The following is a 15,709-nucleotide window of genomic DNA, read 5'->3' on the forward strand; positions in this document are numbered from 1 at the left end:
ACCGCAACAGAAATCACCCTCACCACCATCTTCACCGACGTACTCGGACTACCCAGCGATGCACCCTTGTCCATCGACGACGACTTCTTCCGCCTTGGCGGCGACTCCATCTCCTCGATTCTCGTCGTCTCGAGAGCTCGCCGTGAAGGCCTGCAGTTCACCGTGCGAGACGTCTTCGAAAAGCGCACGATCGCGGGTCTGGCCGGGGTCCTGGACATTCCGGAGATCGCGGCAGACCCGATTCCTCTCAGTGCCTCTTCCACGCTCGAACGGCTCCGCGAGGCCGGTGACGAGCCGAACGATTGGGTCTACACCGAGCTGATCGCGATCGACCGGTCAGCTCTATCGGGACTGCAGTCCGCGTTCGTCTCGCTTGTGAACAGGACCGATGCATTGCGGATGAGGGTTTCGCCGTTGAACCGTCGGCTGTGGACATCCGAGATCGCGCCCGCCGGAACGGTCGATCTTTCGAAGCAGGTCGTCGAACTCGATCCGGAGACCAGTGACTCCGCCGCAGCCTCTCGCGTCGCATCGTTGATCAGCATCACGGAGGGTCTACCGGCGGCAATCGCAACGTGGAGCACACCCACCCAGAGCTGGTTACTGGTTGCTGCGCATGCCGCGGCTGCCGACCGAGTCTCGGTTCACGAGATCGCCCGTATTCTTACCGGGCACGTCGAGGGTTCGGCGACTGTGTCACTCGAGACCGCGCTGGAAGCGGTCGATACCGCGGGACAGAACCTCGACGGCGAACTCGCGCAGCGTTGGGTCGATGCGACCGGTGTCAGCCGGCTCGGCGATTCGACCATGTGGTCCGACGGCAATCATGCACACATCCGGGCTGACCTGGCGGTCGAGGCATCGGACTTGCCGGAGCTCATTGCCGAGTCTCTTCGCCAGGTTGCACAGAGAGACTCGACAGAGGTGACGGTCGATCTCGAAACCACTATGGCATCACCGCGACCTGCGATCGGCCCGTTCACCGCAACGTGGCCGTACATCAGCGGGCTGTCCGAAGCCGAACGACGACAGTATTCGTTGCTTCGCTACCACAACCGTGCCGGGCGGCGGAGCTTGCGGAAGTCGAGCAATTCCATTGTGCTCGTGACGAACACCGTCGGAAAGCTCGCCGACCCAGGCTCGAGGGAGGGCGTGGAGACCGCGTACCGCTGCGTGATCCGTTTTTCCGTTACCGATGGTTCGGTGGAGCTCGACGTCATCGGGCTGTCGCAGAGCGCGGTGGCAACACTGGGAATCGAGCTGTCCGCACGGTTCGACGCGGCGACCGACGTCAAGCGCAGCCGAGTGTGAAAGCGGCGTGGAAGTCAACCAAGTACATTCCAGCCTTCTTCGAGATCCCGCATACACCACCGACACAGCGGATCACGATTCGCAAGAACGCGTGCTCACCACCCTGTCGGCGCTTACCACTGTGAAGGCAGTCCAAGCCGGTCCCGGACGCGCTGCACGGATTCGTGCGGCTGTGTGGGAGGTCGCACGGCGGGAAGTACGCGCACGGATCATGCCCTCCGACTCTCGCAAGCACGAGTGTGCGATCGAATCGTGGTCCTGGAGGGCGGCACCGTGGCTGGAGAGGGCACGCACATCTCTGGTGCACCCACCGCGGACAGTTACAGCCCGGCCTCCTCGAGCATCTCCTCCCAGCGGTTGTCGGCATCTGCTTCTTCGACTCCGGCGTCGATCAGCTGCTGGTACTCACTGTGGAGCTGATCTTCGACGGCTTCGTACTTCTGGAGCCACTCCTCGGCCCTGACGCGCCAGTACCCGATGGTCTCGAACTGCGCGTTGCCGAAGCCTCGTTCTTTGCGTAGGTACTTGCGCACATCCCGGCTCGCAGCCGCTTCGCCCGCAAACCACACATAGCCCGGTCCCTCTGGAAGGCGTTCGGCACGTACGGCGTCGGCCAGCTGTGACGGCGAATGCCCGTTGCCGCCGATCAGCCACTCGATGCTCAGGTCCGCACTCGTCTCGATCGGGATCTTGTCGCCTTCGTCGAGGACTTCCACGACTGCCCGGACAGGAAAGCCGGCCGGCAACTCTTCGACGGCTCGGGACAGAGCAGGCAATCCTGTCAGGTCGGCGACGAGGAGTTGCCATGCAGTGTCACTGGGCGGGTCGTACCAGCCGCGCGGTCCCCATAATCCAATGACGTCACCGGGTGTCGCCGCAAGGGCCCATGCCGCCGCGATTCCGCCCTCGTGAGCGACGAAGTCGATCGTCATTTCCTTGGCGGTCGCGTCCCACACCCGAACCGTGTAGTTGCGATGCTCGGGCTCGTCGATGTCGTGATAGGCCCAGTCGCCGTCCTTCTCGGTCATGGCCGGCGGCTTGTCTTCGCCCTCGGCCGGAAAATAGAGCGAGACGCACTCGTCAGCGGTGCCATTCGATGTGTAGTCGGCCAATCCGTCGCCGCCGAATACGACGCGCACGAGCGAGGGAGAAATACGCTTCGCGCTCACCACCTCGGCGTAGGAGAAGCGCTGCAATCCTTTGATCGCCACGTGAAACCTTTCCGATATAGATTGTCCGATTCAGCGTGAATCGGCTGTGAGGTACCCGCCGCCGCTCGGAAAGTATTCGAGCGCAGAGTATTCCGTGCCGTCGCTGCTTCGGACACGGTCGATGACGAGGGCGTGATTACGGCCACGGTGGGCGTCGGGGCCGGCGACGATGGCCATTCCGTCGCCTTCGCGGATGAACACCCTGCCTGGCGTCCCGCCGTAGATGCCTTTTGACACGTGAGCCTGTACGACCGAAATACGCTCACCGCGGTAGTAGGTGAACGCATTCGGGTACGGATCCGACATCGCTCGCACCAGCCGGTCGATGTCCGACGCTTCCCACGACCAGTCGATCAGACTGTCGGTTTCGTGCCGCTTGTGAAAGAAGGTGCGTTGCGCGAGGTCTTGGGGACGCCACTGTGCGGTTCCGGACTCGATGCGCTCGAGTGCTTCGAGCAGCACGCCGGGAATCAGATCGATGGTGGCCCGTACCAACTCCGTTGCAGTGTCTCGGGGTCCGATCGGAATTGCAGCCTGGGTGAGGACGTCACCGGTGTCGAGTTCGCCGTCCATTCGGTGCGCGGTCAGTCCTACTTCGTCGGCACCGCTGATAAGCGCCCACGCAATCGGGGAGAAACCAGTGAACCTCGGAAGCAGCGAGTCGTGGAGATTGAGCGTTCCATGCGGTGGGTGGGCAAAAATTTCCGGCGGCAACCAAGTACGCCAATTGTTGGCGACGATGATGTCCGGCTTCCAGGCCTGGATCTGCTTCTGCATCGTTGCGTCCGGACGGCGAGCAAGATGGACGGGAACGTCGTGTTCGCGAGCCAGGTCCTCGACGGAATCGGCCCAGATGCTTTCGTAAACTTGGTCGCTGGTCGGATGCGTGACAACACCTACCACGTCGTGCACGGAGTCGATCAGGGACTGCAGGGTCTTGTGCCCCCAGGTCTGGTAACCGAACATCACCACTCGCATGGCCAACCTTTCTTCGAAACGACATCGAACAAGGAGCGTCGAACAACTGGAGCAGTCTCCCTATCGATTCCCGCTCACGAGGGCGAAGCGTCTCAACTCGAACGAATCCACGAGCTCCCCGGATCGAACGGCGATGTTGGACAACAGGGATGATGTGAGTCCGTGAGAGTGCTCGGTACCACCCTGCAGGTAGATTCCGCCGGTGATGTGGGACGACGTCCGTAGCCGGTAGTCTCGCTCCACTTCCGGCGTGCCGTCGGTTGCGAATACACAGTCGTCGGCAAGTGTGCCGAGGATCCCGTGGAGGTCGAGCGGACGAAAGCCCGTCGCATACACCACAGCGTCGCAGGTGAGCGTTTCTTCGCGCCCCGTCGGACGGTGCAACACAGTAACTTCCACGCCACCGTCGGTCTCTCGCGGGACACTCACCTCGGACGCACCGCGGACGAACAATCGACGTCTGCCCGTCACTCGCTCGGTGTATTCGCGGTTGTACAGTTCCTCGATCAAAGGCAGATCCACCGCTGAGTAATTGGTGCTTCGGTGGTAGGCGATCAACTGCTCGCGGAGCTGGGGGGTGGAGACGTAGAAATCGTCCACGGCCTCTGGATCGAAAACCCGGTTTGCGTAGGGACTGTCGTCGGCGGGGCTGTAGCCGTACTTTCCGAACACACCGTGAACCTCAGCGTCCGAGTAGCGCTCATGGAGGTAAGCGACGACCTCGGCGGCGCTCTGACCGGCACCGACGACGACGAATCTTCCATGGGGCGTCGACGGCAACGAATCCAGATGATCGAGGACACGATGGTTGTGGAATACACGTGCACCCGAGGTGACTCCGTCCGGCAGAGTCGCCGTCAGTCCGCCTGCCAACACCACGTTGCGAGCACGCAGCAGGCCATCACCTTCCGCGCCACTGACGCGTACCTCGAACAGCTCACCGTTCCACGACACCTCGGTGGCCGTGCTCCCGTACAACACGTCCGCGTCGACTTTGTCGGCCGACCACCGCAGGTAGTCGTGAAATTCGATGCGCGAGGGAAAGAACGTCTGCAAGTTGATGAAGTGGTTCAATCGATCTCGCTGCCGGAGGTAGGCAAGGAATGTGTACTCGCTGCGAGTGTTCCGCTGCGTCGCGAGATCCTTGAGAAAAGAAATCTGCATCGTGGCATCCGGAAGGAGCATTCCCGGGTGCCACGTGAACTCCGGTTGACGCTCGACGAAAGCAGACGTGATCTGTTCGCTCTCGGACACCGCTTCGTTGCGTTCGGCCAGCGCGATGGCCAGCCCCAGGTTCGATGGGCCGTATCCGACGCCGAGAATGTCCACCACGTCGCGAGCGCTGTTCACCTTGGGCACGTGCCGTCCTTAGTCAGTCGAGGGATCAACCAGCTAAGCCTAACCTATCTTCATGTCCACATGTCTAGGCCGACCAACTCGCGCCAGCGGAATGACCAACGGAGTGTGCGACTCGGGATCTTCGATGATGCGGCACGGCAACCCGAAGACGGACTCGACGAGGTCCGCCGTGATGACCTCCGCCGGACGCCCGCTGGTCACCACCTCACCGTCCTTCATCGCGATGATGTGATCGGCGTAGCGGCAGGCGTGATTGAGGTCGTGCAGCACCGCGACCATCGTGTTCCCCTGCTCGCGGTTGAGCTGGGAGCACAGCTCCAGCAGATCTATCTGATGCGCGATGTCGAGGAACGTCGTGGGCTCGTCCAACAGCATCAACGGGGTCTGCTGCGCCAACACCATCGCAACCCACACTCGCTGACGCTGGCCACCGGACAACTCGTCGACGAGCCGGCCGGACAGTTCGGTCACCCCGGTCGCGTTCATCGCGAACACCACGGCGGCCTCGTCGTCCCTCGACCACTGCTTGATCAGCTTCTGATGCGGGTACCGGCCACGCGCAACCAGATCCGCGACGGAGATGCCGTCGGGTGCGATCGATGTCTGGGGCAACAGCCCGAGCCGACGCGCGACTTCCTTCGCCGGATACGAGCTGATGGCCTTGCCGTCGAGCAGGACGGTGCCTGCCTCGGGCTTCAGCAGCCGCGACAGCGCACGCAGAAGCGTCGACTTTCCACACGCGTTGGGTCCGACGATGACGGTGAACTTGCCGTCGGGAATCTCGACGGAGAGGTTCTCGCTGATGACGCGCTTGTCGTACCCGATGGTCACGTTCTCGGCGTACAGCCGAGCCTTGGCCCGCACCCGAGTCCCCGTATTCGACATCACTGTTTCCTACCTTCCCGAGCCAACAACCAGACGAAGTACGCGCCGCCGATGGACACCGTGACGACGCCGACGGGCAACTGCGTCGGCGCGAACAGTCGCTGCGCCGCGAAGTCGCTGAGCACCAACAGAAACGCGCCCATGACCGCCGACGGCAGCAACGCGACCCCTGCCGTTCTGGTCAGCCGTCGAACCAGCTGAGGGGCGGCGAGCGCGATGAACGAGATGGGACCTGCGGCTGCAGTCACCAGCGCCGTCAGCGCGACACCGAGCACCATGAGGATCAACCGTGTCGGCTCGGCGCTGATACCGAGGGCCTTGGCGGCGTCGTCGCCCATCTCGAGCATCGGCAATCTCTTGCCGACGACCGCGATGGCAGGCGTCAGAACCACCAGAACCAGCACGACGGGTCCGACCTGCGCCCACCCCAGCCCGTTCAGACTGCCCGCACCCCACACGGCCGCGGCCATGGCGTCGGCGAGATCGGCCTTGATGATCAGCCACGTGTTGACCGACGCGAGAACGGCGCTGATGGCGATTCCCACGATGATCAGCCGAAACCCCTGCACACCCTTCTTGAACGCCAGCAGATACACCACTGCAGCCGTGCAGATTCCGCCGATCAGCGCTCCCGCTCCGGTCTGGTAGTAGCCACCGCCGAGCGTCAGGATGACGATCAACGCACCGGTGTACGCACCCGTGTCGAACCCGATGATATCCGGGCTTCCCAGAGGATTTCGCGTCAAGGACTGAAAGATCGCCCCCGACACCCCCAGTGCGCCACCGAGCAACAGTGCGAGCGCGACACGAGGGAACCGCCACTCCATCACCACCAGTTCGGTGAACCGCGGCGCATCGGAGAACAGCGCCTGCAGAACCTCGCCCGGCGGAATGTAGTAATCACCCGAGCCGAGTGCAACGACCGACACCACCAGCGACAGTGCGACCAGAACGGCGCACACCACCACGGTCCTGACGTCGATGCGACCGCTGACCTCGTCGTCGGCGAGACGCAGAATACGAACTCGCCGACCGAAATCCACCGAGCTCACAGCCCACTCACCTTCTTGCGTCGAACCAGAAGGATGAGGACCGGAGCGCCGACGAAGGCGGTGACGATGCCGACCTGCAGTTCACCCGGCCGGATGACGAGACGGCCGACGACGTCGGACAACAGCAGCAGGCAGGGTGCTGCCGCGACGGTGTAGAGCAGGATCCAGCGTTGGTCGGGCCCGACGAACCAGCGGACCATGTGCGGGATCATCAGTCCGACGAAGCCGATGGGGCCTGCGGCTGCGGTGGCGGCGCCGGCGAGCAACGTGACGGCGACGATGCCGATGGTGCGGGTGTGGGTGACCTTCGCGCCGAGGGACTGAGCCAGGTCGTCGCCCAGAGCGATTGCGTTCAGTGGCCGTGCGATGACGAGGGCGAGGATCAGTCCGACGAGCACGAAAGGTCCGATGGCGAAGGAGATGTCGAGGCCCCGGCCGGACAGCGAGCCTGCGCCCCAGAATCTCATCTTGTCGAACGCTGCCGGGTCGAGCAGGAGCATGCCGGAGGTGATACCGCCGAGGACCGCGGCGAGCGCAATTCCGGCCAGAGTCAACCGAATCGGCGTCGCGCCTGCTCGCCCCATGGACCCGAGTGCATAGACCGCGACCGTGGCCAGAATCGCACCGAGGAACGCGAACCAGATGTAGGACCAGATACCGGTCAAGCCGAGCGCACCGACCGCGAGGGCGACGAAGAACGCAGCTCCGGCGTTGACACCGAGAATTCCCGGGTCCGCCAGCGGGTTACGGGTCATGGCCTGGATCAGCGCACCACTGACGCCGAGTGCGATTCCCACGATGAGACCGAGAATCGTTCGCGGGACTCGAAGTTCGCGAATGATGACGGCATCGTTCGAGTCGTCGTACGCGAACAATCCGTTCCAGACCTCGTTCAGCGGAATGTACTTGGTACCGACGGCGATGCTGAGCAGGCAGATCGCTGCGAGCAGGGCGACAACGACGACAAGGCCTGCGGTGCGTCGGGCGTTGGTCTGGGCGAGACCTCCGGAGTCACCCGTCTTCACAACCGTCGTCATCGTGGTGCTCCCGGAATACCTGCCCTACTCGAATTAGGTACACCTTACACAGGCGCGGCTTACCTACCCGCGGTACCCAACGCGCGAGAGATGTCGCCTGCCTGCGCGTCGAGTTCGGACCGTTGCGGCGACGTCGGGCGCGCCCGTAGACCGAAACCGTCCCCCACGGTCCGCGGGATGACGTGCAGGTGGACGTGGAAGATCTCCTGGCCCGCCACTTCTCCGTCGGCGAGGAAGAAGTTGACGCCGGCGATGCGCGGATTCGTCGCCCGCAGCGCGGCCGCGACTTTCTGCCCGACGACGAACAGGTGCGCTCCGACGTCCGGTTCCAGCTCGGCGAGCGACCGCGCCTGCGTGCGGGGCACGACGAGCACGTGACCCCTCGTGACCGGCCTGATGTCCATGAACGCCACCGCAACGTCGTCGGAGTACACGAGGCTGGATTCGGCGTTCCCGGCAATGATTTCGGCGAAGATCGTGTACGGATTCATACCTCGCAAGTCTAGGCAGAGACTGCGACCTCCCCGCGCCCCGACTAGAGTTCGCCCATGGGATTGTTGGGCGGGGTTCTCTTCGACATCGACGGCGTGCTGGTCACGTCGTGGCAGCCGGTTCCGGGTGCGGCCGAGGCGCTGGACTATCTGGACAGCAAGGACATCGCACGCGCCTTCCTCACCAACACCACGTCGAAGACCAGATCCCAGATCGCCGACGCGTTGACCGAAGCCGGCATGCCGGTCCACGCCGACGAGATCGTGACCGCGTCGTCGTTGACCGCCGATTACCTGCGTCAGTCCTATCCCGGGGCGCGCACGGTCCTGATCAACAACGGTGACATCGCCGGGGACATGCCAGGAATCGAGTTCGTCGACGAGGGCGACGGTGATCCGGACGTCGTGGTCGTCGGCGGCGCAGGTCCCGAATTCACTCACGAACGCCTCAGTCGCGTCTACGACTGGCTCTGCCGGGGAATTCCCGTCGTCGCGATGCACCGGAGCCTGATGTGGACGACGGGCGCAGGACTGCGCATCGACACCGGAATGTATCTGGCGGGGATGGAGAAGGCGTCGGGCCACACGGCGAAAGCCATCGGCAAGCCTGCACCGCTCGGATTCCAGACCGCTGCCGAGCGCATGGGCGTCGACCCGGTGGACGTCATGATGGTCGGCGACGACCTGGACAACGACGTGCTGGCGGCTCAGGTCGTGGGAATGACGGGTGTGCTCGTCCGCACCGGAAAGTTCCAGCAGGATGTGCTCGACCGCCGGTCCAAGCAGGAATTCGGCCTGCAACCGAACCATGTCATCGGCTCGGTCGCAGACCTTCCCGGTGTCCTAGAGAATCGGTGACGGCGAGTACTTCGCGGCCGACGGGAACTGACTGACCAGCGTCTCCACGTCGGACACGACGGCCGCCACCTGCGCTTCGGCGGATCCGATGAAGGCCGACTTGTCCGCGAGGGCTGCGTCGAGCGCAGCCCGATCCAGCGGGATTCGATCGTCGGCCGCGAGGCGATCGAGAAGGTCGGGCTCCTGGCCCTGCTCCCGCATCGCGAGCGCGACGGCCACTGCGTGTTCCTTGATCGCCTCGTGCGCGGTCTCGCGGCCGACGCCGGCGCGCACGGAGGCCATGAGCACCTTCGTCGTCGCGAGGAACGGCAGGTAGCGCTGCAGTTCCTTGGCGATGACGGCCGGGTAGGCGCCGAACTCGTCGAGCACGGTCAGGAACGTCTCGATCATTCCGTCGATGGCGAAGAACGCGTCGGGCAGTGCCACGCGGCGGACGACCGAGCAGAAGACGTCGCCTTCGTTCCACTGTGCGCCGGCGAGTTCGGCGGCCATCGAACCGTAGCCGCGGAGCACGACCTGCAGGCCGTTGACGCGTTCACACGAGCGGGTGTTCATCTTGTGCGGCATCGCCGACGACCCGACCTGACCCGGCTGGAAGCCTTCGGTGACCAGCTCGTGGCCCGCCATCAGACGGACGGTGTGTGCGAACGAGGACGGACCTGCACCGAGTTGAACGAGCGCGGACACGACCTCGTGATCGAGGGAACGCGGGTAGACCTGGCCGACGCTGGTCAGTACGTGCCGGAAACCGAGGTGATCGGCAACGATCCGCTCGAGCGCGGTCAGCTTGGCCGAGTCGCCGCCGAACAGATCGAGCATGTCCTGTGCGGTGCCCATCGGGCCCTTGATTCCGCGAAGCGGGTAGCGCGCGATCAGTTCCTGCAGCCGGACCAGAGCGATCAGTGTCTCGTCCGCGGCGGATGCGAAGCGCTTGCCCAGCGTCGTCGCCTGGGCTGCGACGTTGTGGCTTCTTCCCGCCATCACGATCGACGAGTATTCGGCGGCTTTCTCCGCGAGCCTGGCTGCGACGGCGACGCCGTGTGCGTGGATGTGCTGGAGGGACCGCAGGATTTGTAGCTGTTCGACGTTCTCGGTCAGGTCACGGCTGGTCAGACCCTTGTGGATGTGCTCGTGACCGGCAAGAGCATTGAACTCCTCGATGCGCGCCTTCACGTCGTGGCGCGTCACGCGCTCGCGCTCGGCGATGGACTGCAGGTCCACCTGATCCAGCACACGTTCGTAATCTGCGACGGCGGAGGAGGGAACATCGACTCCGAGGCTGGACTGAGCCTTGAGGACCGCTATCCAGAGCTGACGCTCGAGCACGATCTTGTGTTCCGGAGACCAGAGGTCCACCAGTTCGGGGCTGGCGTAACGGGTGGCGAGGACATTCGGAATGGTCACGACTGCCCAGTCTAGCTAGCCCCGGCAGGAGCGAGAACGTCGAGGACTGCGAGAAGCATCGACGACGCCATGGCCCGCGGTTCCGGGTCGACTTCGCCGAGAGCTCCGACGACGGCGCCGTCGACGACCGCTACCAGTCTTCGCAGTTGCTGCTCCTGCACGATTCGGCCGGATCTGCGCAGGACGTCGGTCAGCAGATCGTCGGTCTGCGCGCGCAACCGCAGCTGGACTTCGCGGAGCTGCGGGTGCCGGGCAGAGGCGATGAAGCGCTCGTAGCGCGCGATCAAACGTTCAGGGCCGTCGTCGACCGCTCCCTGTGGTCCGATGAGAAGGTCGACGATCAAGGCGACCGTCGAACCGGTGTCGTGCGCCAGGTCTCCCAACGAATCGATCCGGCCGCGCATCACTTCGAGTTCACGTGTCCCCAGAAGTTCGACGGCACAGGCGATCAGGTCGTCCAGCGACTCGAAATAGTAGGTCGTCGACGCCAGCGGTAGCCCCGCTTTCGCGGCAACGGCACGGTGACGCACGGCGTCGAATCCGCCTTCCACCAGTAGATCCGCCGCCGCGCACGACAATGCGTGCCGTCGGCGCTCCCCTTTCGGGGTCGCACCGGAGGCCTTGCTCGGCGAATCGGTGGGACCTGCTGACATTCGAATCATGGTGCCAGCCCGCGTCGGTTCGTCTGAGGTAAACGGTGTGGAATCGTGAAGATCATGCACTTTTCGACTATCGACCTCCGCTCGGACACCGTGACGCGCCCTTCACCGGAGATGCGGCAGGCGATGTACGACGCCGAGGTGGGCGACGACGTTCTCGACCACGACCCCACCATGGCCCGGCTGGAGGAGCGCGTAGCGCACCTGCTCGGGTACGAGAACGCACTGTGGGTCCCCAGTGGATCGATGGGAAACGTCATCGCGTTGATGCTCCATCTACGACGCGGTGACGCCTTCCTCGCTCCTGAGCATGCACACGTCCTCGGTTCCGAGCTGGGGACAGCGGCGTGGCTGGCGCAGGGAATGCCGCTCGCGCTGCCGCACGACGCGGGACCAGGGCGGCCGACGCCTGCTGCCGTCACCGCCGCTGCGGGCTCCGGGCCGTACTTCACGCTGTCGACGACGTTGTTGTGCCTCGAGAACACCCACAATTTCGCCGGCGGGGCCGTGTTCGACGCCGACGAATGGACGGCTCTGCTGGCCGCAGCGCGCGCGAAGGGACTGAAGGTGCACCTCGACGGCGCGCGCGTGTGGAATGCGGCCGTGGCGCTCGGGGTGCCGGTCTCGGATCTGACGCGCGGCGCCGACACCGTCCAGGTCTGCTTGTCCAAGGGACTCGGCGCACCGGTAGGTTCGATGCTCGTTTCCGACTCCGCCCGCATCACCGAGGCCAGGCGGATCCGCAAGATGCTCGGTGGAGGAGTGCGCCAGGGCGGTGTCCTCGCCGCGGCGGGTCTGGTGGCGCTGGACACCGTCGACTCCCTTGCCGACGACCACGCCCATGCCCGTCTCCTCGCCGACGGCCTCCGCGAACGCGGCTGGACCGTCGACGAGCCGCAGACCAACATCGTTCTCGCCGACGGACCACTGACCGTCGCCGAGCTCGCCGAACTCGGGATCGCCGCGGTCAGCGTCGTCGGACGAACTCGATTCGTGACCCACCGGGATGTCTCACGATCCGACATCGAGGAAGCCCTGAGTCGTCTCTAGAGCACGGGCGCGAGGCGGGTCAGAGCCTCTTCCACGTGCTCGGTGGTCCCGGCGAACGAGAACCTGACGGTGTGGTGGCCGTGCACGATGTCGAAGTCGACACCGGGGGCGAGCGCCACACCGGTCTCGGCGAGGATGCGCTCGCACCATGCCCGTGAGTCCTGCGTCAGGTGCCCGATGTCGGCGTAGGCGTAGAACGCGCCGTCGGCGGGTGCCAGGTCGGTGACGCCGGCCGCGGTCAATCCGTCGAGCAGGATCCGCCGGTTGACGGCGTAGCGCCGGACGTGGCCGTCGAGCTCGGCGCGCGACTCTTCGGTGAACGCCGCGACGGCCGCTACCTGAGAGATCGCAGGCGGGCACACGGTCATGTTCGACGCCAGGCGCTCCACCGCGCGGTGCAGGTGCGATGGCAGCAGCATCCACCCGAGTCGCCACCCCGTCATCGAGAAGTACTTGGACACCGATCCGATGACGACCGAGGAGGTGCGCGAGGTCTCCCACGCGCTCGACGTCGTCACGTCCCCGTAGGAAATGCCGTGGTAGATCTCGTCGGAGATCAGGAGGGTTCCGTTGGTCTCGCACCACCGGGCGATCGCGGCCAACTCGTCGGCGTCGACGATCGTTCCCGTCGGGTTGGCGGGACTGGCGATGATCAACCCCTTCGGCGGCTCGGGGAGGTCTTCGAGCATCGCGACGGTCGGTTGGAACCGCGACTCGGCGCCGCAGTCCAGTTCGACGACGCGGCAGCCGAGGGCCGCGAGCGTGTTCCGGTACGCGGGATACCCCGGACGGGCCATGACCACGGTGTCCCCGACGTCGAACGCAGCGAGGAACAGCAGCGTGAACGCGCCGGACGATCCGGTCGTCACCACCACCTCGTCGGGGTGCACGTCGATGTTCGACTCGGCCGAGTGATACGCCGCGATCGCTTCCCGAAGCGGCAGAATGCCGAGGGTTTCCGTGTACCCGAGCAGATGACCGTCCAGAGCCTCACGAGCGGCCCGCAGCACCGGTGCCGGCGCAGGCGTCGACGGCTGCCCCGCAGCAAGCGACAGCACGTCCCCGTGCGTTCGACTTCTCACGGCGGCAGCCTTGAACACGTCCATGACGTGGAAGGGCTGGATCTCGGACCTCGACGACGGAGTACGCACGCGCTCGAGGTTATCGCTACGTTCGTGGGGTACGCCTGCCCAACCACCCGAGGTCGATTCGTATGACACACCCCACCGCACACACCGTCGCCGATGCTCTCGACGCACTGCGCGAGACGACCCCGTTGGTTCAGTCACTCACCAACGTCGTCTCGGCGAACTTCGTCACCAACGTCCTTCTTGCGGCGGGTGCGAGCAACGCACACATCGACAACGTGCACGAAGCTGCCGCATTCGCGGCGGTCGCAGGAGGGGTACTGGTCAACCTCGGCACCCCGGACGACGGCACCGCCGAGGCTTTCGTTCTTGCCGCGGACGGAGCGGTGGCAGCCGGAACCCCCTGGGTACTCGACCCTGTCGGCGTCGGCGGCCTCCCGTGGCGTACGTCCCTGGCTGCCGACCTGCTCACCCGGCGCCCGACGGCTGTCCGCGGCAACGCTTCCGAGATCGTCGCACTCGCAGGCCTGGGCAGCTCGACACGCGGAGTCGACAGCTCGGTCGATTCGAAAGACGCCGTACCGGCCGCGATCGCATTACTCGACCACGCTGACGCGGTGTCCGCCTCCGGACCGATCGACTACCTCGTCGGGCGCGGCAGCAGCGGTCCAGTAGGCCTCACGGTAGGCGGTGGCAGTCCCCTTCTGACCAAGGTCACGACAACGGGATGCTCGCTGGGCGCACTCGTCGCTGCCTACCTGGCCGTCACCCCGGATTCGCTGACCGGGCTCACGGCCGCACACACGCACGTGGCGGTGGCAGCGGAGTTGGCGGAACACACGTCGTCGGGGCCCGGATCTTTCTCGGTGGCGTACCTCGACGCCCTCGCCTCGGTCACTCCGGACGACATCCGCGCGCGGGCACGGATCGAGCCGCTCGAGCTGTAACCGGTCCATCCACAGGCGTACTCGTCAACGCAGCAGGGGTGCCTGATGCTCCATTCCTTCGACGGATACGCGGTTTTCCGCGCATTCGACTCGACAGTGGAGCATCAGGCTCGGGTCCTCAGAGTGAGATGCGCCCTTCGAGCGCAGCGAGGCCGATATCGGTGCGGTAGTGACTGCCCGGCAACTTGATCGCGTCGATCTTCGCGTACGCGTCTGCCCTCGCCTCCGCGAGATCCGCGCCCGAACCGACGACGCTGAGCACGCGGCCACCAGCGGAGACGACTGCGCCGTCCTTGTGCGCGGTGCCTGCGTGGAGAACACCGTCGGCATCCGCACCCGTGATGACGTCGCCCGTACGCGGACGGCCGGGGTAGTTCTCGGCTGCGACCACCACGGTCACGGCCGAGCCGTTCTTCCACTGCAGCGGCTCGAGCGAGTCCAGCGTGCCGGTGGCCGTTGCGTTCAGGGCCTGGCCCAGCGGGGAGTTCAGCAGCGCGAGCACTGCCTGGGTCTCGGGATCGCCGAAGCGGCAGTTGAACTCGACGACAGCCGGTCCTTGCGATCCGATGGCCAGCCCCGCGTACAGCAGACCGGAGAACGGTGAGCCACGCCGCACCATCTCGGCGGCGACGGGCTCGACCACCTCGCTGACGATCTGCTGAACCACGGACTCGGGCAGCCACGGAAGCGGGGTGTAGGCGCCCATGCCGCCGGTGTTGGGACCGGTGTCCCCGTCGCCGACGCGCTTGTGATCCTGCGCCGGAAGAAGAGGAACCACGGTCTTGCCGTCGACGAGGCAGAACAGCGACACCTCCGGTCCGTCGAGGAACGATTCCAGCAGCACCGGATGCCCGGTCTCGAGCAACTCGGCAGCGTGATCGCGAGCAGCGAGGCGATCGGTGGTGACCACGACGCCCTTGCCTGCCGCGAGTCCGTCGTCCTTGACGACCCAGTTGGGGCCGAAGCGGTCGAGGGCTTCGTCGAGCTTCGCCGGCGAATCTACGATTTCACTGTGCGCCGTTCGCACACCCGCAGCCGCCATGACGTCCTTGGCGAATGCCTTCGAACCTTCGATTCGAGCAGCGTCGACCGACGGTCCGAACGTGGCGATACCTGCCTCACGCAGAGCGTCGGCGACACCCAGCACGAGCGGGACCTCGGGTCCGATGACCACCAGATCCGCCTCGACCTTGCGAGCCAGCTCGGTCACCGCTGCACCGGACGCGACGTCGACCGGATGCTGCTCGGCGAGGGCCGCCGTGCCTGCATTACCCGGAGCGACCAGCAGTTTGCTGACCTTCGGGTCCTTGCTCAGCGCAAGAAGAAGGGCGTGCTCACGAGCACCGGAACCTATGACGAGTACGCGCACAGTGCATCAG

At 65.0% G+C, this 15,709-nt stretch carries 15 protein-coding genes; 4 read left to right on the top strand and 11 right to left on the bottom strand.

Annotation, left to right across the window (positions count from 1 at the left end):
- On the top strand, positions 1 to 1,311 hold a 1,311-nt coding region (locus tag ACFULT_RS26920), incomplete at its 5' end, for a phosphopantetheine-binding protein (protein WP_378483062.1).
- Positions 1,312 to 1,631: 320 nt separating this feature from the next.
- On the opposite strand, the gene ACFULT_RS26925 is transcribed toward ACFULT_RS26920, so the two are convergent.
- Genes ACFULT_RS26925 through ACFULT_RS26955 form a run of 7 tightly spaced genes read right to left on the bottom strand, consistent with a single transcriptional unit; the run spans position 1,632 to position 8,324 of the window.
- Complete coding sequence (locus tag ACFULT_RS26925) at positions 1,632 to 2,522, bottom strand: siderophore-interacting protein (RefSeq protein WP_019663636.1); 891 nt, start codon at positions 2,520 to 2,522, stop codon at positions 1,632 to 1,634.
- 30 nt (positions 2,523 to 2,552) lie between these two features.
- Positions 2,553 to 3,500, bottom strand: coding sequence for a methionyl-tRNA formyltransferase (locus tag ACFULT_RS26930; protein WP_037107395.1), 948 nt, complete (start codon positions 3,498 to 3,500; stop codon positions 2,553 to 2,555).
- Between the two features lie 60 nt (positions 3,501 to 3,560).
- Entirely contained in the window at positions 3,561 to 4,859 is a 1,299-nt protein-coding gene (locus ACFULT_RS26935) for a lysine N(6)-hydroxylase/L-ornithine N(5)-oxygenase family protein (protein ID WP_020113369.1), read from the bottom strand.
- A gap of 39 nt (positions 4,860 to 4,898) precedes the next feature.
- Entirely contained in the window at positions 4,899 to 5,744 is an 846-nt protein-coding gene (locus ACFULT_RS26940) for an ABC transporter ATP-binding protein (RefSeq protein ID WP_094719531.1), read from the bottom strand.
- Positions 5,744 to 6,796, bottom strand: coding sequence for an iron chelate uptake ABC transporter family permease subunit (locus ACFULT_RS26945; protein WP_094719532.1), 1,053 nt, complete (start codon positions 6,794 to 6,796; stop codon positions 5,744 to 5,746). Before ACFULT_RS26945 ends, ACFULT_RS26940 begins: the two co-directional genes overlap by 1 nt.
- Positions 6,793 to 7,833 carry a FecCD family ABC transporter permease gene (locus ACFULT_RS26950; protein ID WP_378483063.1) on the bottom strand — a complete coding sequence of 347 codons (1,041 nt, stop codon included), beginning with the start codon at positions 7,831 to 7,833 and terminating at the stop codon, positions 6,793 to 6,795. The genes ACFULT_RS26945 and ACFULT_RS26950 overlap by 4 nt, the downstream gene beginning before the upstream one ends.
- A 59-nt stretch (positions 7,834 to 7,892) precedes the next feature.
- On the bottom strand, positions 7,893 to 8,324 hold the full coding sequence (locus ACFULT_RS26955; RefSeq protein ID WP_378483064.1) for an HIT family protein: 432 nt from the start codon (positions 8,322 to 8,324) through the stop codon (positions 7,893 to 7,895).
- Between the two features lie 57 nt (positions 8,325 to 8,381).
- Here ACFULT_RS26955 and ACFULT_RS26960 point away from each other — a divergent pair, with 57 nt between their 5' ends.
- Complete coding sequence (locus ACFULT_RS26960) at positions 8,382 to 9,182, top strand: HAD-IIA family hydrolase (protein WP_378483065.1); 801 nt, start codon at positions 8,382 to 8,384, stop codon at positions 9,180 to 9,182.
- On the opposite strand, the gene purB is transcribed toward ACFULT_RS26960, so the two are convergent.
- Together purB and ACFULT_RS26970 are read right to left on the bottom strand one after the other, a co-directional pair.
- Positions 9,168 to 10,586 carry an adenylosuccinate lyase gene (purB, locus tag ACFULT_RS26965; protein WP_037107385.1) on the bottom strand — a complete coding sequence of 473 codons (1,419 nt, stop codon included), beginning with the start codon at positions 10,584 to 10,586 and terminating at the stop codon, positions 9,168 to 9,170. The two genes, ACFULT_RS26960 and purB, sit on opposite strands and share 15 nt — an antisense overlap.
- A gap of 11 nt (positions 10,587 to 10,597) precedes the next feature.
- Positions 10,598 to 11,248 carry a TetR/AcrR family transcriptional regulator gene (locus tag ACFULT_RS26970; protein WP_037107384.1) on the bottom strand — a complete coding sequence of 217 codons (651 nt, stop codon included), beginning with the start codon at positions 11,246 to 11,248 and terminating at the stop codon, positions 10,598 to 10,600.
- A gap of 54 nt (positions 11,249 to 11,302) precedes the next feature.
- On the opposite strand from ACFULT_RS26970, the gene ACFULT_RS26975 reads away from it, so the two are divergent.
- Positions 11,303 to 12,295, top strand: coding sequence for a threonine aldolase family protein (locus ACFULT_RS26975; protein WP_378483066.1), 993 nt, complete (start codon positions 11,303 to 11,305; stop codon positions 12,293 to 12,295).
- Here the strand turns inward: ACFULT_RS26975 and ACFULT_RS26980 are convergent.
- Positions 12,292 to 13,446 carry a pyridoxal phosphate-dependent aminotransferase gene (locus tag ACFULT_RS26980; RefSeq protein ID WP_378483067.1) on the bottom strand — a complete coding sequence of 385 codons (1,155 nt, stop codon included), beginning with the start codon at positions 13,444 to 13,446 and terminating at the stop codon, positions 12,292 to 12,294. The genes ACFULT_RS26975 and ACFULT_RS26980 overlap by 4 nt on opposite strands.
- A gap of 62 nt (positions 13,447 to 13,508) precedes the next feature.
- Between ACFULT_RS26980 and thiM the strand changes: the two genes are divergently transcribed.
- Positions 13,509 to 14,330 (top strand): hydroxyethylthiazole kinase, encoded by an 822-nt coding sequence (thiM, locus tag ACFULT_RS26985; RefSeq protein ID WP_378483068.1) that lies wholly within the window; start codon positions 13,509 to 13,511, stop codon positions 14,328 to 14,330.
- A 118-nt stretch (positions 14,331 to 14,448) separates the two neighbouring features.
- On the opposite strand, the gene purD is transcribed toward thiM, so the two are convergent.
- Positions 14,449 to 15,699 (bottom strand): phosphoribosylamine--glycine ligase, encoded by a 1,251-nt coding sequence (gene purD / locus ACFULT_RS26990; RefSeq protein ID WP_378483069.1) that lies wholly within the window; start codon positions 15,697 to 15,699, stop codon positions 14,449 to 14,451.
- Positions 15,700 to 15,709 lie beyond the last annotated feature (10 nt).

This window comes from Rhodococcus sp. NPDC057297, from assembly GCF_042667435.1.
In the GTDB taxonomy this organism is placed as follows: Bacteria; Actinomycetota; Actinomycetes; order Mycobacteriales; family Mycobacteriaceae; genus Rhodococcoides.

What these genes read in the sequence shown, in the direction of transcription:
- ACFULT_RS26960 (WP_378483065.1), top strand. Translation starts at nt 8,382, where the DNA reads ATGGGATTGTTGGGCGGGGTTCTCTTCGACATCGACGGCGTGCTGGTC.
- ACFULT_RS26975 (WP_378483066.1), top strand. Translation starts at nt 11,303, where the DNA reads ATGCACTTTTCGACTATCGACCTCCGCTCGGACACCGTGACGCGCCCT.
- ACFULT_RS26970 (WP_037107384.1), bottom strand. Translation starts at nt 11,248, where the DNA reads ATGATTCGAATGTCAGCAGGTCCCACCGATTCGCCGAGCAAGGCCTCC.
- ACFULT_RS26950 (WP_378483063.1), bottom strand. Translation starts at nt 7,833, where the DNA reads ATGACGACGGTTGTGAAGACGGGTGACTCCGGAGGTCTCGCCCAGACC.
- ACFULT_RS26940 (WP_094719531.1), bottom strand. Translation starts at nt 5,744, where the DNA reads ATGTCGAATACGGGGACTCGGGTGCGGGCCAAGGCTCGGCTGTACGCC.
- ACFULT_RS26930 (WP_037107395.1), bottom strand. Translation starts at nt 3,500, where the DNA reads ATGCGAGTGGTGATGTTCGGTTACCAGACCTGGGGGCACAAGACCCTG.
- thiM (WP_378483068.1), top strand. Translation starts at nt 13,509, where the DNA reads ATGACACACCCCACCGCACACACCGTCGCCGATGCTCTCGACGCACTG.
- ACFULT_RS26955 (WP_378483064.1), bottom strand. Translation starts at nt 8,324, where the DNA reads ATGAATCCGTACACGATCTTCGCCGAAATCATTGCCGGGAACGCCGAA.